Raw genomic sequence first — 20,441 nt, 5'->3', positions numbered from 1 at the left:
CATCGTTCCGCACGCTCCAGCGTCGGAATGCAGTTCGTGACGCTCTGCGTCACACGGCGACGCAGAGCATTGCACGAGAGTCAGTCAGTTTTTACTGCATCCACGGCGGTGGTGGTTCTTCGGTGGATTTGCTCGGTGGCGCGTCGTCTGCCGCGCGAGCTGCCTGACGGCGAGCCTCGTCGAGACGGGCCGCTTCGATTTCGCGCAGTACGCCGCCCACATCGGCTTCGTCCTCCGGCTCGTCGAATTCACCGGTCAACACCGTGGCGGGCGACAAAGTGCCAGCCTCGTAGTACGACCACATTTCCTTGGCGTACTTGGTCTTTCTGAGTTCCGGCGCGAAGCGGCCGAAGTACAGCGCCATGTTGCCAACGTCACGCTCCAGCATGCTGAACGCGTGGTTGTTGCCCGCTGCATCGACCGCTTGTGGCAAGTCGATGATGACCGGGCCGGACGGTGCCAGCAGCACGTTGAACTCGGAAAGGTCACCGTGCACCAGACCGGAACACAGCATCAGCACGATCTGTTCGATCAGGAACGCGTGATACTCGCGCGCCTGATCCGGCTCCAGCACCACGTCGTTCAGGCGAGGCGCGGCGTCGCCATATTCGTCGGCCACCAGTTCCATGAGCAGTACGCCTTCCAGGAAGTCGTACGGCTTGGGCACCCGGACACCCGCGCTGGCCAGACGAAACAGTGCAGCCACTTCGGCGTTCTGCCAGGCGTCTTCGGTTTCCTTGCGCCCGAACTTCGAGCCCTTGGCCATGGCCCGGGCCTGGCGACTGTTGCGTACCTTGCGACCTTCCTGATACTCGGCCGCCTGACGGAAACTGCGTTTGTTAGCCTCCTTGTAAACCTTGGCACACCGCAGCTCATTGCCACAGCGCACCACATAAACAGCTGCCTCTTTACCACTCATGAGCGGGCGCAGCACCTCGTCGACCAGACCGTCTTCGATCAGGGGTTCAATGCGTTTAGGAGTTTTCATCAGCTTTTATTGTGGGTCCTTTGTTGCCAGATACGCGATTGTTGCCGTTATACGGCAATCCTCCGCCAGCGAGTAGGGGTAGTGGCCTTTGGATTGAAAGGTTTTTTAAGCAAAAACCACGCAATCCCCCGGTTTAAAGCACCTTTCGTGCCGTACAGGCGATAAAAGATATTCCGGGACAAAACGTGTAAAGCCCGAAAAATCTTCGTTAAATGCACTCGTTAGTGCGCAATACAACCTGGCGTTACTTGAACAAATCACCGGGCGTATAGCCGAACAAGCCTTTGAACGCAGCGATGAAAGCCGACGTCGAGTCATAACCACAGGCCAGCGCGGTATGAGTCACACTGGCGCCCTCTTCCAGTGCAGAAAGTGAAGACAGCAATCGTGCGCGCTGACGCCAGCCACGAAAGCTCAACCCGGTTTCCCGCTGAAACAGGCGCATCAGGGTTTTCTCGGATGTGCCGAGACGTGCCGCCCAGTCGTGCAGGGTAATCAACTGGCCCGGTTCTTCGATCAACTCGTTGCACAGGCTCAGCAAACGCGGGTGACGCGGCAACGGCAGCGAAAAACCGACTTCCGGCAGGTGCGCCAGTTGGTCCAGCAATACCTGCACCAGCCGCGCCTCATGGCTGTCCTGCTCGGGATAGTCCACGGGCAATAGACAGAAGCTCTTGATCAGTTCGCGGGCCAGCGGCGTGACTTCCAGCACCCGGCAACGCTGTGGTGCCCAGCCCGAATCAGCCGTGCGAATGTAAAGGCTGCGCATTTCGGCGCGCATGGAGGTCACCACCTCATGCTCAAGCCCGGCAGGCACCCAGACGCCCCACTGCGGCGGCGCAAAGAAACTGCCCTCGGCGGTATGCACCCCCAGAACCCCGCTGATGGCGTAGGAAAACTGCACCCAGTCGTGGCGATGAGGCGGCGTCCACGAACCGGCGCTGAGGCTTTCAGCGCGGGCATACAGTGGGCGCGGCAGACCGGACAGTGCCGGTATCTGCCGCTCGCCAGTGGGATGTCGCTGATCGATCTGTCCGTTAGTCGGCATCTTATGGCCTTATGTCGCAAGACGGCTGTTATGCAACAGAGTAGCCTGCGCACATCCTTGTTTACAAAAGTTGTCCGGGTCCGTCATGCAATCACTCAAACATTTCAAGCGCGTCGCCACCGACTGGTTCCTGTGGGGCATGGTTCTGGCGACGGTGCTCGCCTACTTCTTCCCGCGTTTCGGCGCTACCGGCGGCAGCATGCACGCTGAATACGTCATCAAGGTCGGCGTGTTCGTGGTGTTCTTTCTGCATGGGGTAAACCTGTCCAGCGAGCAGATCAAGAAAGGCCTGACCAACTGGCGCCTGCACGTGATGATCCAGGTCTTCACCTTCGTGGTGTTCCCGCTGATCTGGCTGGCGTGCCAAAAGCTGCTGGGCTCGTATGTGCCGGCGCTGCTGATGCTGGGTTTTCTCTACCTGTGCGCCCTGCCCTCGACCATTTCGTCCTCGGTGGCGCTGACCGGCAGCGCAGGCGGCAATGTTCCGGCAGCGATTCTCAACGCCAGCATGTCCAGCGTCATCGGGATTTTCATCACCCCGTGGCTGGTTAGCCTGGTGGTCGGCACCGGTGCTGGCGGAATCGATCTGGGCGATACGCTGCTCGACCTGTGCGCCATGCTCCTGCTGCCACTGGTGCTTGGCCAGCTAATGCGGCCGTTGCTGGGCAAGTTTTTCGCCCGTCACAAGAAGTACACCAACCTGATCGACAAGCTGGTGATCCTCCTGCTGGTTTACGCTGCGTTCTGCAACTCGATGATTTCCGGCATGTGGCAGAGCCAGGGCAACAGTGTGATCCTGACCGCATTCATCGGTACCGCGCTGCTGCTGGCGGTGATCCTGTTGATGACCACGCGCACCGCGCGGGCGCTCAAGTTCGATCATGCCGACAAGGTCGCGGCGGTGTTCTGCGCCACCAAAAAGTCGCTTGCAGCGGGGGCGCCGATGGCAGCGTTGATCTTCGGCAGCAATCCGGGGCTGGGCCTGATCCTGTTACCAATCATGATCTACCACCCGATGCAGTTGATCGTCTGTTCGATCATCGCCGAGAGCTACGCCAGTCGTCATCGCCAGCAGCTTTCGCAGGCCGCGCTGGAAGAAGCCCAGGCCGCCTGACCGCCGTTACATCAGCGCGTCATCGCCCAGCGTGACGCGCGCGTAAAAGACGATTGCCACTGTCGGGATCAACGCTGAATAACCCGGCCTGAGCGCCGTGCCAAAGTGCGTCAGCAGGCGCTGCACCGGTGCCTGGCGAATTGCGCCCAGCAACCCTTTGATCGTGCCTGGAGCTTTCTCGGCCTGCGCGGGCTTGAAGAATGCAGCTACGGTCAAACGCTCGGCCAGTGCATCGACATGTGCGGCATACACCTCCCAGCTCATCGCGCTGACACTGGCGCGTGGCATCTGCACCAGCGGGTGCGCGCTGTTGAACGCATGGCGAAAGAACGTTCTGAGCAGCAGTTCCTCCACTTCAACCACCGTCGCACACTGGTGCAGCGAATCACCCAGGCCGTATTGCCGCGCCAGCATGCCCAGCACTCGCGTATAGGGCACGCCTCGACGCCGGGCGGCATTGATCAGAAAGTGTCCGGCGACCAGCTGGAATTCGCGCACAAATGCGTAGGTGCGATCCGCTTCGGTGGCCTTGAGGCGCGTCCATCGACTGCTGCACAAATGCTTGATGGCCGCCTCCAGCACGTAGTCTGGGGAGCGGGCCAGAACGCTGTGCAGCCAGATGTCCTGCAAGACCGGGTCGCGGGTGACTGTCGGTAAAACGGCAACGCCGGTTTCCAGTCCTTCACAGCCGCTGAAGCGAGTTGCGATCAGCACTTCCTGCAAGCGTCTCCAGTAATGGTGATGGCGATAACCCGGCATCCGCACATTCTCGAAATGCTCGACCGGCGTGCGTCCCAGGCTCTTTTCACCCAGATTCAACAACAGCACATGGTCTTCGCTGGAGTAAGCGTTGATCAATCGCCCGCTGATTTTCTGCTTCAACACTTCGGCCTCGGCCGCGTCAATGCGCACCGCAGCCGCCATCAGCAACACATCGCCCACCACCAGCCCGTGTTCGGGCGTCTGTTGCAGGTTCTTGAGCGCGCTGACCAGTAGTCGTCCGCCCAGTGAGTGGCCAATCAGGTTGACCTGTTTTACGTCCGGATGATGTTCGAACAGGTAACGGTCCAGCTGTGCCAGCAACACTTTGCCCATATCGCGAGCCCGGTTGCGGATACGCGCAAAATGAACGACGCGGTCTCCCGCCAGCGCGGCTGCGCCCGCCAACGGATGCACTCGGGCGGCAGCCATCAACAGGCCACGGGAACGGTTGTCCATCTGGGTGAAATGGCTGGATGGCCAGAACGCTAGAATATTCACGCTTTGGCGCAAGGCACCAGGAATACTGTTGGCCAGCATGCGCCGGTCGTCCAGATCATGCCCTGACGAATAGCCGTGAATGAAGACGTTGGCGACCTCGCCCGATGTCTTGGGCAAGGTCAGAAACTTGAAGTGATTTTCCACGTTGTCCTGTCACACATGGGCGGGTTGCACGCTCAATTTCTGACGACGAAGCGCCTGGCGATCAGTATGATCAGCCGCAGGCAAAACATGATACCGGTCACAGCGATCACCCATTTGGCAACCAGCAGGAAATAACTTTCGATTTCATCGGAAACCAGCCCCACCAGCAAGCCCATCCCGCCGATCAGCAACCCAATCAGCGCCAGGCCGATATAGGGCCTCAGCCAGCGGGTCCGCGCGCCTTTGTCGAACAGATAGAGCACCGTGCCGATCAGAATCAGAAGCACCGATACCCCAATGATGAGCCCCATGTTTTACCTCGACGTTACAGGCCAATAGTGCTGACTGTTCATCCCGCGCACGGGTGTGACGCGGAGCGTCACGAAATGCATTCCCACGCTGGAGCGTGAGGAACGAGAGGTGTCCAGAAGAACCTTATCGTGCCAATGCTCCGCGTTGGCATGCCGTTCATGACGCTCTGCGTCATATCTCTTCAGACGTACCGTCCTTTTCCGCTGTGGATTATGCCCATGCCTCCAGTATTTGCCTAACGCTCCAGAATCGCCGTAACACCCTGGCCGCCTGCTGCGCAGATCGAAATCAATCCACGCCCGCTGCCTGCTGCATCGAGCAGTTTGGCCAGGTTGGCGACGATACGGCCTCCGGTTGCGGCGAACGGATGTCCGGCTGCCAGCGAGCTGCCCTTGACGTTCAGTTTGCTGCGGTCAATCGACCCCAGCGGCGCGTCCAGTCCCAGACGGGTTTTGCAGTAATCAGCGTCTTCCCAGGCCTTGAGGGTGCACAGCACCTGCGCGGCGAAGGCTTCGTGAATTTCGTAGTAATCAAAATCCTGAAGGGTCAGGCCATTGCGCGCCAGCAGGCGCGGAACGGCATAGGCCGGGGCCATCAGCAGCCCTTCTGCACCGTTGACGAAATCCACCGCTGCGGCCTCGCCATCCCGCCAGTAGGCCAGCACCGGCAGGCCGCGCTCGCGAGCCCACTCTTCACTGGCCAGCAATACCACCGACGCGCCGTCGGTCAGCGGCGTCGAGTTGCCGGCCGACAGCGTGCCCTTGGCACTTCGCTCGAATGCGGGCTTGAGGCCAGCCAGCTTTTCGAGGGTCAGGTCCGGGCGCAGGTTGTTGTCACGGATCAGCCCCAGATACGGCGTCATCAAGTCATCCTGCCAGCCCTCGGCGTAGGCTGCGGCCATTTTCAGATGGCTCTCAAGCGCCAGTTGATCCTGCGCCCCGCGCTCTATGCCCCAGTTCTGCGCCATCAGCTCGCAATGCTGGCCCATCGACAACCGCGTACGTGGCTCGCCGTTACGGGGCAGCTCCGGCTTGAGGTGGTGTGGGCGCAATTGCATCAGGGCCTTGATCTTGTCGCCCGGTGTCTTGCTGCGATTAACCTGTAACAGAATCTTGCGCAGCCCTTCATTGACACCTATCGGCGCATCCGACGTGGTGTCCACGCCCCCGGCAATGCCGCACTCGATCTGCCCCAGCGCGATTTTGTTGGCCACCAGCAACGCGGCTTCCAGCCCCGTGCCGCAGGCTTGCTGAATGTCATACGCCGGGGTCTGCGCAGACAGTCGCGAGCCCAGCACGCATTCGCGGGTCAGGTTGAAGTCTCTGGAGTGCTTGAGCACCGCGCCTGTCACTACCTCGCCCATGCGCAACCCGTGCAGATTGAAGCGCTCGATCAGCCCCTCCAGAGCGGCAGTGAGCATGTCCTGATTGCTGGCAGTGGCGTAAGGGCCATTGGAGCGGGCGAACGGAATGCGGTTACCGCCAACGATGGCGACCCGACGAGGATGCGTCATGGAAAACTCCCTTTCTTCAAGCGAATGGATGAGCCGTGTCGATCGCAAGAACAAACGTCATGCCACCGTGGTCCATTCCTTTGAACCCCGACTTCAGGAGAGTGTTCCATGCCGTCAGATCGCTATATTGATTTCGCCAATTCCGACATGGGTCGGCGCCTGGTGAATGCCGTCGGTCTGCCCGCCCCCACCCACCTGGAGCGCTGGCAGGCCGGCCGGCTTCGTCCTGTAGAAGGCACGCTGCTGATCAGTGCCGGGCCGCTGGGTGATCAGGTCCGCCAGTTCGCCAGCCGTCTGACCGACTCGCTGTACAGTTTTGGCAGTGACATGCCTGGCGCCACCACCTGGGTGTCCAACCAGGGGCCGCGCCTGAAAGCTGTGGTGTTCGACGCCAGCCAGATCCTGCGCACCGAGCAGCTCAGGCAGTTGCGGGATTTCTTTCAGCCGCTGCTGCGCAATCTCGATCACTGCGCGCATGTGGTGATCCTCGGCAAATCCCCCGAGACACTCGCTGATCCGCTGGCGGCCAGCACTCAACAGGCCATCGTAGGTTTCAGCCGCTCGCTGGCCAAGGAAGTGCGCAACGGCGCAACGGTCAAGCTGCTGCAAGTGGATGACGACGCGCAGGATCAGCTGGAGGGCGCCTTGCGCTTCTTCCTGACGCCCAAGGCTGCGTTCATCTCCGGTCAGTTTGTTCACCTGAGCGCCTGTCCGGGCAAAGTGCAGGATTGGACTCGCCCACTGGCCGGACGCAAGGCAGTGGTGACTGGCGCGGCGCGCGGCATCGGTGCGTCGATTGCCGAGACCCTGACCCGTGATGGCGCGCAGGTCATTCTGCTGGACGTGCCACAGACCAAAAACGAACTGGAAGCACTGGCCTCGCGGCTTGGCGGCCAGGCACTGGCGCTGGATATCTGCGCGGCGGATGCTCCTGCCCAGTTGCTTGAACACCTGCCGGACGGCGTCGACATACTGGTGCATAACGCTGGCATCACGCGTGACAAGACGCTGGTCAACATGCCGGAGGACTTCTGGGACTCGGTACTGGCGGTCAACCTCAACGCTCCGCAAGTGCTGACTCAGGTGCTTCTCGACGCCGGTGCGCTTAAGGATAACGCGCGGATTGTGCTCATGGCTTCGATCAGCGGCATTGCCGGTAATCGCGGGCAAACCAACTACACCACCAGCAAGGCCGGTCTGATCGGTTTTGCCAAGGCGATGGCCCCCGGGCTCAGGTCACGCGGCATCAGTATCAACGCCGTCGCACCGGGCTTCATCGAAACGAAAATGACCGCGCACATGCCGTTCACCCTGCGTGAGGCAGGACGGCGCATGAGTTCGCTTGGTCAGGGCGGTTCGCCACAGGATGTTGCCGAAGCCGTGGCGTGGTTCAGCCAGCCGGGCAGCGGCGCGGTGAGCGGTCAGGTTCTACGTGTATGTGGTCAAAACGTGATCGGGGCATAAGCCCCAGCATCGAATTCAAGGAGATGGATGATGACGGCTCACTGGCGCTACCTCAATTCTCTGCAGCCCCTGTCCAACCTGTTCATCCAGGCCGCGCTCAGGCGCAAGGTCACAGGGTCGCAGTTACCCGATCTGGGATTGCGAAGCTGGATCGCGGTCGATACCGACAAGCTTGATGCCTACCGCAAGGTCTGTGGATTCGAAGAAAGCAGCCTGCTGCCGCCGACGTACCCGCATGTGCTGGCCTTTCCTCTACAAATGCAACTGATGACCTCTCAGGAGTTTCCGTTTCCGCTGCTGGGACTTATTCACCTTGCCAATCGCATTCGCACTCATCGCCCGCTCGGCGGCGTGAGCCAGCTGTATATCAGCGTTCAGGCCACCGACCTGCGCCCGCACGCCAAAGGCGCGACCTTCACCCTGGTGACTCAGGCCGAGGATGGCATGGGCCTGCTTTGGGAAGAAGAAAGCACCATGCTGTGCACCGCCGTGCATCTGGAAGACGCGCCTGTAGAGCATCCCGAGCTTGCGCCGCTGCCCCTGATCGAGCTGGACAACTGGCGTGCGTCGGCACAAATCGGGCGCGAGTATGCAAAGGTGTCGGGCGACTACAACCCGATTCACCTCAGCGCACCCAGCGCCAAGCTGTTCGGCTTCCCGCGTGCCATCGCCCACGGCATGTGGCTCAAGGCACGTACGCTCGCGGTCCTTGGCGAGCACTTGCCAGCCTCGAATGTCGAAATCAGCGTGCAGTTCCAGAAGCCGGTACGTCTGCCCGCCGACGTCACACTCTCGGCCAGCGCTGCCGGCTCTCATGGTCAGTTCCGCGTCGAAGGCCAGGAGGGCATCGTGCATATGATCGGTAGCTGGCAGCCTGCAACCGAGTGATGCCCCTGATAAAGCCCTCTGACGGGGGCCTATCTCCCTTCAACAGCTGAACAAACCGCAACGCCCACTTGCCTGGCGACCCGTTCCGCCTGAAGCTATGCACCTTCAGGAGAGCACGATGAACCTCGACGAGTTGACCCAACGCCTGCACCGCATCCGCGACCAGAATGACTGGAAGCAATTTCACAGCCCGAAAAACCTGGCCATGGCCGCCAGCGTGGAAATGGCCGAGCTGGTGGAGATATTCCAGTGGCTGCGTGAAGACCAGTCCCGCGAGCTGCCTGCCGACCAGCTGGAGCACGCCGGTCAGGAAGTCGGCGATATCGTTCTTTATCTGTTGTTGCTATGCAGCGAACTGGGGCTGGACATGGAAACCGTGGTACGCAACAAGCTGGCAGACAGCGAGCGGAGATTTGCCAAGTGAGTGATCGGCATTTCGACCAGCTGGCGACCCGCTTTGCGGAAAAGATCTACGGCGGTGCCAAGGGGGCCATTCGGCTGGCAGTGCTGCAGGCCGATTTGACCGAGACGCTGCCCGCACGACCGCTTCGCGTACTGGATATCGGCGCGGGGCTGGGCCACATGTCACTGTGGCTTGCAGAACAAGGACATGAAGTGACCCTGGCCGAGCCCGCCGAACCCATGCTCGAAGGCGCACGTCAGCGCTTTGTCGAGGCCGGACAGACGGCGACCTTCATTCAGGCTCCGTGGCAGGCGCTGCCCGGTTTACTGAGCGACACTTACGATCTGGTGCTGTGCCACGCCGTGCTGGAATGGCTGGCCGAGCCGCACGCCATCCTTCCGGTACTGCGCCGCTTGACCCGCGACGATGGCTGGCTGTCACTGGCTTTTTACAACCGTGATGCGCTGATCTATCGCAACTTGTTGAAAGGTCATTTCCGCAAGATGCGCAAAAATGACATGGCCGGGGAAAAGCAGAGCCTGACGCCACAACAACCGCTCGACCCTCGGGAACTGGCGACGCAACTTGAAGGCCTGTGGCAAGTCGAAACCCGTAGCGGCGTGCGGGTGTTTCACGATTACATGCCGGTTGAATTCCAGGCTCGGGCCGAGCTGACCGACCTGCTGGAAATGGAGCTGGCGCATCGGCGTCATCCAGCCTTTGCCGGGCTGGGCCGTTACCTGCACTGGATGTGCCGTCCGGTCTGACATCACTGCGGAGACCACCATGAAACACCGTCCTGCCTTGTTTGCCCTGCTTCTGGGGACTGGCCTGCTCGGGATTAGCGCGTGCCAGAGCGATAACCCGTATGTGGCCAGTTCTCTGCCCATGCCGCCTGCTCCTGCGCAGGCAGCGAAGACACTGGACATGAGCGCCTACCCTGCGCCGCCGCGCGACTATGGCCGGTATCGGTCGTGGGGCTGGCTCAACGGCCAGTTGCCGCCCGGTACGGCGTGGGTGGATTCTGCGCAGGTGGTTGAAGCAGTCAGCAACGGTCTGGACCAACGCGGCTTGCGGCCGGCTCGCGGTAATCAAGCTGCGGACCTGTACGTCAGCGCCACGACCCGGCAGGAAACCCGGTTGCGTCAGGTGCGCGAAGATTACGACCCGTATTACGGAGGCGGCATGGGCTATGGCCGCTACGATGGCTACCGCCCCGGTTACGGCGGCTACGCCAGCGTGCCGGTGGTGCGCACTTATAAGGAAAACGTGATGGTGGTGCAGATCAATCTGATCGACGCACGCACCGGTCAACCGGTATGGAGCGCCAGCGCAGATGCACGCGCCAGCAATAATCTGGCAGACCGCAGCAGCGCATTACGTCAGGCCGTGCAACAGGCGCTGACGGCCTACCCTCCTTCGTAACCCATTCGGAGCACTGCCATGTTTCGCCGTATCGTCCTGCTGTCCTGTGCCTTGCTGCTGGCTGCCTGTCAGAGCAATTCGATCAATCGCGACTTCGATGCCCAGCGTGATTTCGGCGGCTATCGCAACTGGAGCTGGAAAGAGCCTGCCGTTCAGTATCAGCCGGATGATGACCCACGGCTCAAAAGTGACCTGACCGAGCAGCGCATTCGCCAATCGATCAGCGAGCAACTGGACCAGCGCGGCCTGCGCATGGCCGCTGCGGGCACCCGGTCGGATTTGAAAGTGCAGGCCTGGCTGATTGTCGAAAATCGCCAGCAGACGGTCAGCACCAACTATGGCGGCGGCTGGAACCCTTGGGGTGGCTACGGCTACTGGAACGGGCCGATGAACACCGAAACCCGCAGCGTGGACTACAAGGTCGGCACCTTGCAGATTGATATGTTCGACGGCAAGGACGGCAAACTGGTCTGGCGCGGCAGCACCGAGCGCATCCTTAACGACAACGCCGGCAGCCCGGCTGAACGGGAGCAAGCCATCCGCACCACGGTGGCAAAAATTCTGGAGCAGTATCCGCCGCGCTAACCCCGCCTGACGAGTCGCAACGCTGTCTTGCGCAATGAGCAGCGCGATCGAGGCTCAGGCCTGCAGATCGCCCTGCATTTCATCGAGCAGTTCCTGAATCGCGTCGAGGCGCTCTTCGGGATCGTCGATTTCCAGCAGCTCCACTTTGTCCTTCTCGGTGAACGGCAGCAGATAGGCAAGCTGGTTGGACAATGAATACTGCCCACCGGCAGACACGCCCATGTTCAAGGACGCCACCATCGGGTGCTCGGCCAGTGCTTCCAGCAGTGCAACGAGGTCGGCGTCTTCTTCCTGCAACGGACGCTCCACAGGCTCTTGCAGCCATTCAACCTCAGCCACCAGCAGTTGATCGCGCTGAACTTCAGCGGCGACCACCCGGAAGCGCCGCCCACCGACGACACGGATGCCCAGCAAGCCGTTGTCCTGCTGCTGGAAATCCGTGACCAGTGCTTCGCAGCCAATCGGCGAGTAACCGCCCGGCACGTTGCCCACCTCACTTCCTTCGGTGATGCACACCACACCAAACCCTTCACCCTGCTTCATGCAGCGGCCGATCATGTCCAGATAGCGCGCTTCAAACAACTGCAGATCAAGCACGCAACCTGGAAACAGCACAGCGTTCAACGGAAACAACGGCAACGTCATGGAAAAGCCTCCTTTAAATGGCCAGCGACATTGCCAGCGGCAGGAACAATGCCGTTGCAACGCCCATCAGACTCATTGCCAACGCAGCAAAAGCCCCCGATTCCTCTCCTTCCTGCAATGCCACGGAAGTCCCCACCGCATGGGCCGTAAGACCCAGTGCCATACCGCGGGCCGCAGGGTTGTCGACCCCGGCCAGCGACAGCAGGCCGGGGCCGAAAATGGCACCGAATACGCCAGTAATCAACACAAAAACCGCCGCCAGGGCTGCGACCCCGCCGATCTGCTCGGCAACCAGCATGGCGATGGGCGAGGTGACCGACTTGGGTGCCATGGTCATCAGAATCATATGGTCGGCACCGAACAGCACGCCAAACCCGACACACAACCCGGTGGCAAACATCCCGCCGACTACCAGCGTAGTCAAGACAGGCCAGAACAACTGGCGGATTCGCCGCATATTCAGGTAAAGCGGCACCGCCAGCGCCACGGTCGCAGGCCCCAGCAGCGTGCTGAGAATTTCAGTGCTTTTGCGGTACTCGGTGTATTCAAGATCGCAGAACAGCACAACACTGATTACCACCACCATCGAAACCAGCACCGGCTGCAGAAACAGCCAGCGGGTTCGCTCGTACGCAGCCATCGCCAGCTGATAGGCGCCCAGGGTGATCGCGATGCCAAAAAGCGGATGGTGAATCACCGACAGCCATGCACCGTGCCAGTCCATATTCATGGCCCCTCCTGGCGGCGGGCCTGACGCCGGATGAGTGCCTGCATCAGCCAGCCGACAAAGGTCACGGAAATCATCAGCGACAGGGTCAGCGTGCCGAAGATCGCCCAGAAGTCCTTGGCGATGGCCGACGCATACACCATCACGCCAACGGCAGGCGGCACCAGCAGCAGCGGCAGATAACGCAGCAGACTGCTGGCGGCCATACTGATCGGCTCGCTCACTTCACCGCGCAGCATCAGATAGGCCATCAACAGCACAAGGCCGATGATCGGCCCCGGCAATATCGATAGAAACAGATGGTTCAGCGCGGTTCCCAACAATTGGAACATCACCAGCCATGTCAAACCCCGTAACAACATGAGGACCCCAGCAAATAAACGAATCCGGCGAATTATCGGCGTCATTATAAACACGCCGCGTTGCAGGTCATGAGCGGGTATTCGTATTGAGGCAGTTGCTTGACCAACCGGCAACACTCTGCTGATCTTGTGATTCGCCCGCAGGCGTTATCTGATGCGGGCAGTGGCACCTCGACACAACACCACATCAGGCAAGGAGAGCGGTATGCCTTCTGTACCCGTCACAGAGCTCAAGCATTACATCGGCAAGGAAGCAGAATGTTCAGACTGGCTGACCATCGACCAGGAGCGCATCAACCTGTTCGCTGAAGCCACAGGGGACTTCCAGTTCATTCATGTCGACCCGGTCAAAGCGGCGCAGACTCCGTTCGGCGCGACTATTGCGCATGGTTTCCTGTCGTTGTCACTGATCCCCAAGCTGATGGAGGGCATCATGGTGCTGCCCGAAGGCTTGAAGATGGCGGTCAACTACGGGATGGACAGCGTGCGCTTCGTTCAGCCAGTGCTGGTCAACTCTCGCGTGCGTCTCAAGGTCCAGCTGACTGAAGTGACCGAGAAAAAGCCGGGCCAATGGCTGCTCAAGGCAACCGCCACGCTGGAGATCGAAGGTCAGGAAAAACCCGCTTTTGTGGCCGAACCTTTAACCCTGTGTTTCGTGTAACACGTTTAAAACATGAAACAGTCGTAACAGACTGTTTCATCCCGCTTACTCGCTGCGGCATACTCCCCTGCGGTCGTGCCCCATAACATTTGCTCAAGCAGAGCCGGGCCCGCCCCTGAATCATTCTTCCGGGATCTCACATGCGCGCGCTCGCTCCATTGGCTTTGACACTCTTGATCGCAGGCTGCGGTGATGGCGAATCAATTTTGCCACCCGACGGCCGTCTGTCCGATGGCGGGCGCTATCGCGGCGATCTGGTCAACGGCGTATTGCAGGGCCAGGGGCGTATCGACTACCCCAACGGCAGTTGGTACGCAGGTCAGTTCGAAAACGGTCTGCGCCAAGGCCAGGGTGAGTGGCACGCCAGCAACGGCGATGTCTACAAGGGTGGTTTCGAGCAAGGCCTGTTCAACGGTCAGGGCCGATTGACGACCCGTAATGGCGCAAGTTATGTCGGCAACTTCAAACTCGGGCTGCGCGACGGCGAAGGCACTCAGAAAGACAAGGGCGTGCTTTATCGCGGTCAGTTCAAGGCAGGCCTGTACGACGGCCCCGGTCGCCTTGAGCTGGAAGACGGCAGCCAGCACCAGGGCATGTTCGCCAATGGCAAGGCCAACGGCGAAGGTTCGCGCAGTGACGCCAGCGGTAATCAATACAGCGGTAATTTTGTCGACGGTCAATTGCAGGGCACCGGCAGCTTCACCAGCGCTGATGGCGATCAATACGTCGGCAACTTTCGCAACAGCCAGCTCGACGGCAAGGGTCGCTATGAAAATAGCGACGGCGACGTCTGGAGCGGTGATTTCAAGGAAGGCGCGCTGACCGGCAAAGGCGAATTGATCGGTTCTGACGGCAGCCGTTATCAGGGCGACTTCGACAACTGGCGTTTCATGGGTCAGGGCCAGCTGCAACTGGCCGACGGCAGCCGCTATGTCGGCCAGTTCGCCGATGACACCTATCAGGGCGACGGCGTGCTGATCTCCCCGGACGGTAAGGAGCAGCGTGGTATCTGGGCCAATGGCCAACGGGTGCGCGACGCCAAAGGCAAACTGCTGCCTGACGCGCTTGAAGCAGGGCTGCTGGTACAAGGCACCCTGCTGGAGAAAGCACTGGCCGCAGTCCCTGCGTCAACGCCCGCCACCGAGCTTTACACCCTGGTCGTGGGCGGCGACGGCAAGCAAAGCGTGTTCATGCGCGAGGCAGACTATGTCAGCAACCTGCTGAAGTCGCGCTTTGGAGCCGTCGGGCAGGTCAGTCTGGTCAATCATCGCGACCACATGGATGACCGGCCAATGGCAACCCGCGAGACCATCTCCCGCGCAGTCCAGACACTCGCGCAGCGTACCGGCCCGGAAGACCTGATCTTCATTTACCTGACCAGCCACGGCACCCAGGACCATGAACTGGTGCTGGACCAGCCGCGCCTGTCGCTGGCCGACCTGCCCGCTGATGCCCTCGCCGCGGCCCTTGCGCCGCTGAAGAATCGTGACAAGATCGTGGTGATTTCGGCCTGCTATTCCGGTGGTTTCATTCCAGACCTGAAAGATGAACGCACGTTGATCATGACCGCATCACGCGCCGACCGCGTTTCATTCGGCTGCTCGGAAGAGGCTGACTTCACTTACTTTGGCGATGCACTATTCGCCAGGGCATTGGTCGAAACCGATGACCTGCAACACGCTTTCAACGAAGCAAAAGCCTATGTTGCCCAACGTGAGAGCGAAGACAATTTCGACGCCTCCGAACCGCAGATATGGGCACCGAAAGGAGTTCTGGCGCGCTGGCAGCAGTTGCGCAAAAGCCAGGCCGAACGCGCTTTGAATACGGCGTTGAACCGCACGGAAGCGAAGACCTCGACTAGCCACTAGGCTATCAGTGTATGAAGGGAGAACGATTATGTATCTGACGCCGCAACACATCCTGCTTGCAGGGGCCACCGGCCTGACGGGCGAGCACTTGCTTGACCGCCTGCTCAACGAACCGACAGTCAGCCGCGTGCTGGCACCAACGCGTAGGCCGTTGGCAGAACACCCGCACCTTGAAAACCCGGTTGGCGAGCTGAGCACACTGCTGCCAACGCTGGCTGGCCGTGTAGACATCGCGTTCTGCTGCCTGGGCACCACGATCAAGCAGGCAGGCTCGCAGGATGCGTTCAAGGCGGTTGATCTGGAGCTGGTCACAGCGTTCGCCAAACGTGCGCGAGAGCTGGGTGCGCGCCACTTGCTGGTAATCAGTGCGATTGGTGCAGACCCCAAGTCCAGCACCTTCTACAACCGTATCAAAGGCGAGATGGAACAGGCATTGCGCGCGCAGGACTGGCCGCAACTGACTATCGCCCGCCCTTCCCTGCTGGTAGGCAGCCGCACCGAAACCCGCTGGGTCGAGCAACTGGCAGCCCCCATCGCCAAACTGATCCCCGGTAAATATGGCGCTATCGAAGCCTGCCAACTGGCCCGCGCCATGTGGCGCCTGGCGCTGGAAGAGCAGAATGGCGAGCGTATCGTCGAGTCGGATGAACTGCGCAAGCTGGGCAAGTAAATGATGGTCGCCGGGGCCAAGCGCTGATCGTTCCCGCGCTCCGCGTGGGAATGCAGTTCGTGACGCTCTGCGTCACCCAAGGGAGCCTTACCCGATAGCCCAGGTGTCGCTCCGGCCCCCTAAAGCCCGCCCGTAGCCTGAACCCCGAAGCCGGCCGCCGTCAGCAATGACAGCGGCAGCAGCAGGGTGTCGAGCAGCGCGCTGCCCGGCAGGTCCAGGCCCGGATAGCTCGGCGCTTCGGCACCGAAACGGTCAGCAGCACAGCAACCACCCTGCAGCGCATACATATTCAACCGCGTGCCTGCATACACCACCGGCGCGCCAGGTTTGGCCGCATTGAGCGTGCGCGCGGTGGCGCAGCCGGTCAGCGTCAGCGCAAGCGCTACCAGCAGCAGCTTACTCATCGCCGCCAATGTGGTGCTCGCCCCAACGCGGCAGCATGTCCTGAGGGATATTCAGCAGATTGAGAATCCGCGCGACGACAAAGTCCACCAGGTCGTCGATGGTCTGCGGCTGATGATAAAAGCCCGGAGATGCAGGCAGAATCACCGCGCCCATGTTCGACAGCTTGAGCATGTTCTCCAGATGAATGCTGGAATACGGAGCCTCGCGGGGCACCAGAATCAATTGCCGACGCTCTTTCAAGGTGACGTCGGCAGCGCGCTCGATCAAATTGTTGCAGGCCCCGGTGGCAATTGCCGACAGCGAACCGGTGGAGCATGGCACCACCACCATCGCGCTGGGCGAACCAGAACCTGACGCCACTGGCGACATCCAGTCGTCACGACCATAAACGCGTATCTGACCGGCAGACGCGCCGGTGTACTCAGTCAGAAACGCCTGCATCATCATCGCCTTGGGTGGCAGACGCACATCGGTCTCGGTGGCCATCACCAACTGTGCGGCCTTGGAAATCAGGAAGTGCACCTCCCGGTCCTCACGCACCAGGCAATCCAGCAAGCGCAGGCCATATTGCGCGCCGGAAGCGCCGGTCATCGCAACCGTAACGCGCTCCGGGCCGCTCATTTCAGCGCCTCGGCCAGTTTGCCGTGCAGGCCGCCAAAGCCGCCGTTGCTCATGATGACGATATGCGTGCCGGGCTGCGCCTGGCTATGGACTCGCGCGATGATTGCTTCAAGCGAATCACATACCGTCGAGGGTATGGTGCCTCCTGCGACCGTAGCCGCCAGGTCCCAGCCAAGATTGGGCGGGGCATACCAGACCACCTGATCTGCCTGACTCACGCTTTCCGGCAGACCGTCGCGGTGCGCGCCAAGCTTCATGGAATTGGAACGCGGTTCGATGACGGCAATGATCGGCGCATCACCGATTTTCTTGCGCAGGCCATCCAGCGTGGTGGCAATGGCCGTCGGGTGGTGAGCGAAGTCATCATAAATAGTGATGCCGCGCACCTCGGCGACCTTTTCCATGCGCCGCTTGACGCTCTTGAAGGCGCTGAGTGCCTGCACGCCCAGCGAAGGCACAACGCCCACGTGGCGAGCAGCCGCCAGCGTTGCCAGGGCATTGGCCACGTTGTGCTGACCGGTCATGTCCCACTCGACCGCGCCCTGTAGCTCGCCTTCGAACAGCACTTCAAAACGCGAACCGTCTTCACTCAACAGCCGCGCCTGCCACTGACCGCCTTCGCCAGTGGTTTGCACCGGCGTCCAGCAGCCCATCTCGATGACCCGCGACAATGCAGGCTCGGTGGTCGGATGAATCACCAGGCCTTCGCTCGGAATGGTACGCACCAGATGGTGGAACTGGCGTTCGATGGCGGGTAGATCCGGGAAGATGTCGGCATGATCGAACTCAAGGTTATTGAGGATCGCAGTGCGCGGGCGGTAATGAACGAACTTGGAGCGCTTGTCGAAAAACGCACTGTCGTATTCATCGGCCTCGACCACGAAGAACGGGGTGTCACCCAGACGCGCCGACACGGCGAAATTCTGCGGGATGCCGCCGATCAGGAAACCAGGGCTCATGCCGGCATGTTCCAGCACCCAGGCCAGCATGCTGCTGGTGGTGGTCTTGCCGTGCGTACCGGCCACCGCCAATACCCAGCGGTCTTGCAGCACATGGTCAGCCAGCCATTGCGGGCCGGACACATACGGCAAACCTTTATTCAGGACGTATTCAACCGCCGGGTTGCCACGCGACAGCGCATTGCCGACCACAACCAGATCAGGTGCGGGGTCCAGTTGCGCAGGGTCGTAACCCTGGGTCAGCTCGATGCCCTGGGCTTGCAGTTGAGTGCTCATCGGCGGATAGACGTTGGCGTCGGAGCCGGTGACCCGGTGCCCCGACTCTTTGGCGAGCACCGCCAGAGAACCCATGAACGTGCCGCAGATACCAAGGATATGAATATGCATGACCAACCTCTCAGAACATCTGCGCAGGTTAACGTAGGGACGGTGAAATGGCACCCTGAGTTTGTCCGCTGCATTGCCTGCACAGGCCATTTCAATGACCGGCAGATAAGCCTAAAGTCCTAACCACGGCCTGATGCAATTGGCCTATTCTTGAACGCTTATTGCCATATGCCCGAAAGCATAATCGACACAGACTCCCTCACAACAAGAACCAGGAGACATATCATGCGTTACGCTCATCCCGGTACCGAAGGCGCTATCGTCAATTTCAAGGAACGCTACGGTAACTATATCGGCGGCGAGTTCGTCGCACCGGTCAAAGGCCAGTACTTCACCAACACCTCGCCCGTCACCGGCAAGGCCATCGCCGAATTCCCGCGCTCCACCACCGAAGACATCGAAAAGGCCCTCGACGCTGCGCACGCAGCCGCTGCAGCCTGGGGCTCGACCTCGGTGCAGGCGCGCTCGCTGGTGTTGCTGAAGATTGCCGATCGTATTGAAGCCAATCTCGAAGTCCTGGCCATCACCGAAACCTGGGACAACGGCAAGGCGATTCGCGAAACCCTCAACGCCGATATTCCGCTGGCCGCCGATCACTTCCGCTACTTCGCTGGCGTGCTGCGTGCGCAGGAAGGCAGCGCTGCCGAAATCGACGGCAATACCGTGGCCTATCACATTCATGAGCCGCTGGGCGTGGTCGGGCAGATCATCCCGTGGAACTTCCCGCTCCTGATGGCCGCCTGGAAGCTCGCCCCTGCGCTGGCTGCCGGTAACTGCATCGTGCTCAAGCCAGCCGAACAGACCCCGCTGGGGATCAGCGTACTGATTGAACTGATCGGCGATCTGTTGCCTCCCGGCGTGCTGAACATCGTGCAGGGTTATGGACGCGAGGCAGGCGAAGCGCTGGCCAGCAGCAAGCGCATCGCCAAAATCGCTTTCACCGGCTCGACCCCGGTCGGCTCGCACATCATGAAACTGGCGGCGGACAACATTATCCCGTCCACCGTCGAGCTGGGCGGCAAGTCGCCGAACATCTTCTTCGAAGACATCATGAGCGCCGAGCCTGAGTTTATCGACAAGGCCGCCGAAGGTTTGGTGCTGGCGTTCTTCAATCAGGGCGAAGTCTGCACTTGCCCGTCCCGCGCGCTGGTGCAGGAGTCGATCTATCCACAGTTCATGGAAGCGGTGATGCGCAAGGTCGAGAAGATCAAGCGCGGCGACCCTCTGGACACTGACACCATGGTCGGCGCTCAGGCATCCGAGCAACAATTCGACAAGATTCTTTCGTATCTGGACATCGCCAAGGGCGAAGGTGCCGAGCTGCTGACCGGCGGCAAGGTCGAGAAGCTTGAGGGCAGCCTGTCCACTGGCTACTACATCCAGCCGACGCTGCTCAAAGGCAACAACAAGATGCGTGTGTTCCAGGAAGAAATCTTCGGCCCGGTGGTCAGCGTCACCACCTTCAAGGACGAAGCAGAAGCTGTGGCCATCGCCAACGACACCGAGTTCGGTCTGGGCGCAGGCTTGTGGACCCGCGACATCAACCGCGCCTACCGCGTGGGCCGGGCGATCAAGGCCGGGCGAGTCTGGACCAACTGCTACCACCTGTACCCGGCCCACGCCGCATTCGGTGGCTACAAGAAGTCCGGCGTCGGCCGCGAAACCCACAAAATCGCGCTTGAGCACTATCAACAGACCAAAAACCTGCTGGTGAGCTACGACACCAACCCGTTGGGTTTTTTCTAGGCCCGTTGATTGTCCGACGATCGTTACCACGCTCCAGCGTGGTAACGCCGTTCTGGACGCTCCGCGTCCAATCCTGAATGCGCGGGGTCAGCACGATAGTCGCCTCAAGATGTTCATCGTTCCCATGCTCCGCCTGGGAATGCCTTTCTGGACGCTCTGCGTCCAATCCTGAATGCGCGCTGGCAGCACGAGCTTGTGACGCAGAGCGTCACGAACTGCATGCCGACGCGGAGCATCGGCACGATA

General features: G+C 60.6%; 22 protein-coding genes. 11 read left to right on the top strand and 11 right to left on the bottom strand.

What is annotated here, in order from left to right; translation table 11 throughout:
• Window positions 1-91: 91 nt before the first annotated feature.
• Entirely contained in the window at window positions 92-988 is an 897-nt protein-coding gene (locus tag RYB09_RS22050; RefSeq protein ID WP_002555533.1) for a PA4780 family RIO1-like protein kinase, read from the bottom strand.
• A gap of 244 nt (window positions 989-1,232) precedes the next feature.
• The gene (locus RYB09_RS22045) at window positions 1,233-2,036 is read right to left on the bottom strand and encodes an AraC family transcriptional regulator (RefSeq protein ID WP_002555534.1); all 804 of its coding nucleotides are present in this window, start codon (window positions 2,034-2,036) and stop codon (window positions 1,233-1,235) included.
• An 85-nt stretch (window positions 2,037-2,121) separates the two neighbouring features.
• On the opposite strand from RYB09_RS22045, the gene RYB09_RS22040 reads away from it, so the two are divergent.
• Window positions 2,122-3,150 carry a bile acid:sodium symporter family protein gene (locus RYB09_RS22040; RefSeq protein ID WP_057402417.1) on the top strand — a complete coding sequence of 343 codons (1,029 nt, stop codon included), beginning with the start codon at window positions 2,122-2,124 and terminating at the stop codon, window positions 3,148-3,150.
• A gap of 6 nt (window positions 3,151-3,156) precedes the next feature.
• On the opposite strand, the gene RYB09_RS22035 is transcribed toward RYB09_RS22040, so the two are convergent.
• From RYB09_RS22035 to RYB09_RS22025, 3 genes are all read right to left on the bottom strand, one after another.
• The gene (locus RYB09_RS22035; RefSeq protein WP_058400862.1) at window positions 3,157-4,554 is read right to left on the bottom strand and encodes a DUF726 domain-containing protein; all 1,398 of its coding nucleotides are present in this window, start codon (window positions 4,552-4,554) and stop codon (window positions 3,157-3,159) included.
• Window positions 4,555-4,586: 32 nt separating this feature from the next.
• Window positions 4,587-4,865 (bottom strand): hypothetical protein, encoded by a 279-nt coding sequence (locus tag RYB09_RS22030; protein WP_316890217.1) that lies wholly within the window; start codon window positions 4,863-4,865, stop codon window positions 4,587-4,589.
• Between the two features lie 236 nt (window positions 4,866-5,101).
• Window positions 5,102-6,379, bottom strand: coding sequence for an acetyl-CoA C-acetyltransferase (locus tag RYB09_RS22025; RefSeq protein ID WP_005731173.1), 1,278 nt, complete (start codon window positions 6,377-6,379; stop codon window positions 5,102-5,104).
• Window positions 6,380-6,487: 108 nt separating this feature from the next.
• Here RYB09_RS22025 and RYB09_RS22020 point away from each other — a divergent pair, with 108 nt between their 5' ends.
• The 6 genes from RYB09_RS22020 (at window position 6,488) to RYB09_RS21995 (ending at window position 11,144) form a co-directional block, all read left to right on the top strand.
• Window positions 6,488-7,843, top strand: a complete 1,356-nt coding sequence (locus RYB09_RS22020; protein ID WP_005742938.1) for a 3-oxoacyl-ACP reductase — start codon at window positions 6,488-6,490, stop codon at window positions 7,841-7,843.
• A 30-nt stretch (window positions 7,844-7,873) separates the two neighbouring features.
• A complete protein-coding gene (locus RYB09_RS22015; protein WP_316890229.1) occupies window positions 7,874-8,731 on the top strand; it encodes a MaoC family dehydratase in 858 nt (285 codons plus the stop codon).
• Window positions 8,732-8,849: 118 nt separating this feature from the next.
• Window positions 8,850-9,155, top strand: coding sequence for a MazG-like family protein (locus tag RYB09_RS22010; RefSeq protein WP_002555541.1), 306 nt, complete (start codon window positions 8,850-8,852; stop codon window positions 9,153-9,155).
• A complete protein-coding gene (locus tag RYB09_RS22005) occupies window positions 9,152-9,901 on the top strand; it encodes a methyltransferase domain-containing protein (RefSeq protein WP_011169666.1) in 750 nt (249 codons plus the stop codon). Before RYB09_RS22010 ends, RYB09_RS22005 begins: the two co-directional genes overlap by 4 nt.
• Before the next feature lie 19 nt (window positions 9,902-9,920).
• The gene (locus tag RYB09_RS22000; RefSeq protein ID WP_058400867.1) at window positions 9,921-10,559 is read left to right on the top strand and encodes a DUF4136 domain-containing protein; all 639 of its coding nucleotides are present in this window, start codon (window positions 9,921-9,923) and stop codon (window positions 10,557-10,559) included.
• Between the two features lie 18 nt (window positions 10,560-10,577).
• Entirely contained in the window at window positions 10,578-11,144 is a 567-nt protein-coding gene (locus RYB09_RS21995) for a DUF4136 domain-containing protein (protein ID WP_058407838.1), read from the top strand.
• A 54-nt stretch (window positions 11,145-11,198) separates the two neighbouring features.
• Here RYB09_RS21995 and RYB09_RS21990 read toward each other — a convergent pair whose 3' ends face one another.
• The 3 genes from RYB09_RS21990 to RYB09_RS21980 are packed head-to-tail and all read right to left on the bottom strand — an operon-like array spanning window position 11,199 to window position 12,878.
• Entirely contained in the window at window positions 11,199-11,789 is a 591-nt protein-coding gene (locus RYB09_RS21990; protein WP_058400869.1) for an LON peptidase substrate-binding domain-containing protein, read from the bottom strand.
• Between the two features lie 13 nt (window positions 11,790-11,802).
• On the bottom strand, window positions 11,803-12,513 hold the full coding sequence (locus RYB09_RS21985) for an LrgB family protein (protein WP_161936575.1): 711 nt from the start codon (window positions 12,511-12,513) through the stop codon (window positions 11,803-11,805).
• A gap of 2 nt (window positions 12,514-12,515) precedes the next feature.
• Entirely contained in the window at window positions 12,516-12,878 is a 363-nt protein-coding gene (locus RYB09_RS21980; protein WP_019741210.1) for a CidA/LrgA family protein, read from the bottom strand.
• A 205-nt stretch (window positions 12,879-13,083) separates the two neighbouring features.
• Between RYB09_RS21980 and RYB09_RS21975 the strand changes: the two genes are divergently transcribed.
• From RYB09_RS21975 to RYB09_RS21965, 3 genes are all read left to right on the top strand, one after another.
• A complete protein-coding gene (locus tag RYB09_RS21975; protein WP_058407840.1) occupies window positions 13,084-13,539 on the top strand; it encodes a MaoC family dehydratase in 456 nt (151 codons plus the stop codon).
• Window positions 13,540-13,679: 140 nt separating this feature from the next.
• Window positions 13,680-15,407, top strand: a complete 1,728-nt coding sequence (locus RYB09_RS21970) for a C13 family peptidase (RefSeq protein WP_058400872.1) — start codon at window positions 13,680-13,682, stop codon at window positions 15,405-15,407.
• A 28-nt stretch (window positions 15,408-15,435) separates the two neighbouring features.
• Window positions 15,436-16,077: an oxidoreductase gene (locus RYB09_RS21965; protein WP_058400873.1), complete on the top strand. Its 642-nt coding sequence runs from the start codon at window positions 15,436-15,438 to the stop codon at window positions 16,075-16,077.
• 119 nt (window positions 16,078-16,196) lie between these two features.
• Here RYB09_RS21965 and RYB09_RS21960 read toward each other — a convergent pair whose 3' ends face one another.
• From RYB09_RS21960 to mpl, 3 genes are read right to left on the bottom strand one after another with little or no spacing between them, the layout of a single operon-like run.
• Window positions 16,197-16,481, bottom strand: coding sequence for a YceK/YidQ family lipoprotein (locus RYB09_RS21960; RefSeq protein ID WP_058407841.1), 285 nt, complete (start codon window positions 16,479-16,481; stop codon window positions 16,197-16,199).
• On the bottom strand, window positions 16,474-17,103 hold the full coding sequence (gene ubiX / locus RYB09_RS21955; protein WP_058400875.1) for a flavin prenyltransferase UbiX: 630 nt from the start codon (window positions 17,101-17,103) through the stop codon (window positions 16,474-16,476). Before ubiX ends, RYB09_RS21960 begins: the two co-directional genes overlap by 8 nt.
• Window positions 17,100-18,449, bottom strand: a complete 1,350-nt coding sequence (gene mpl / locus RYB09_RS21950; RefSeq protein ID WP_122258574.1) for a UDP-N-acetylmuramate:L-alanyl-gamma-D-glutamyl-meso-diaminopimelate ligase — start codon at window positions 18,447-18,449, stop codon at window positions 17,100-17,102. Before mpl ends, ubiX begins: the two co-directional genes overlap by 4 nt.
• Before the next feature lie 225 nt (window positions 18,450-18,674).
• Here mpl and RYB09_RS21945 point away from each other — a divergent pair, with 225 nt between their 5' ends.
• On the top strand, window positions 18,675-20,195 hold the full coding sequence (locus RYB09_RS21945; protein WP_058400877.1) for an aldehyde dehydrogenase family protein: 1,521 nt from the start codon (window positions 18,675-18,677) through the stop codon (window positions 20,193-20,195).
• The last annotated feature ends 246 nt before the right edge of the window (window positions 20,196-20,441 follow it).

The sequence above is a fragment of the Pseudomonas syringae group sp. J254-4 genome, from assembly GCF_032586855.1.
Classification (GTDB): domain Bacteria; phylum Pseudomonadota; class Gammaproteobacteria; order Pseudomonadales; family Pseudomonadaceae; genus Aquipseudomonas; species Aquipseudomonas amygdali.
The sequence above is the reverse complement of the archived record's forward strand: the minus strand, read 5'-3'. Positions and strand labels throughout refer to the sequence as shown.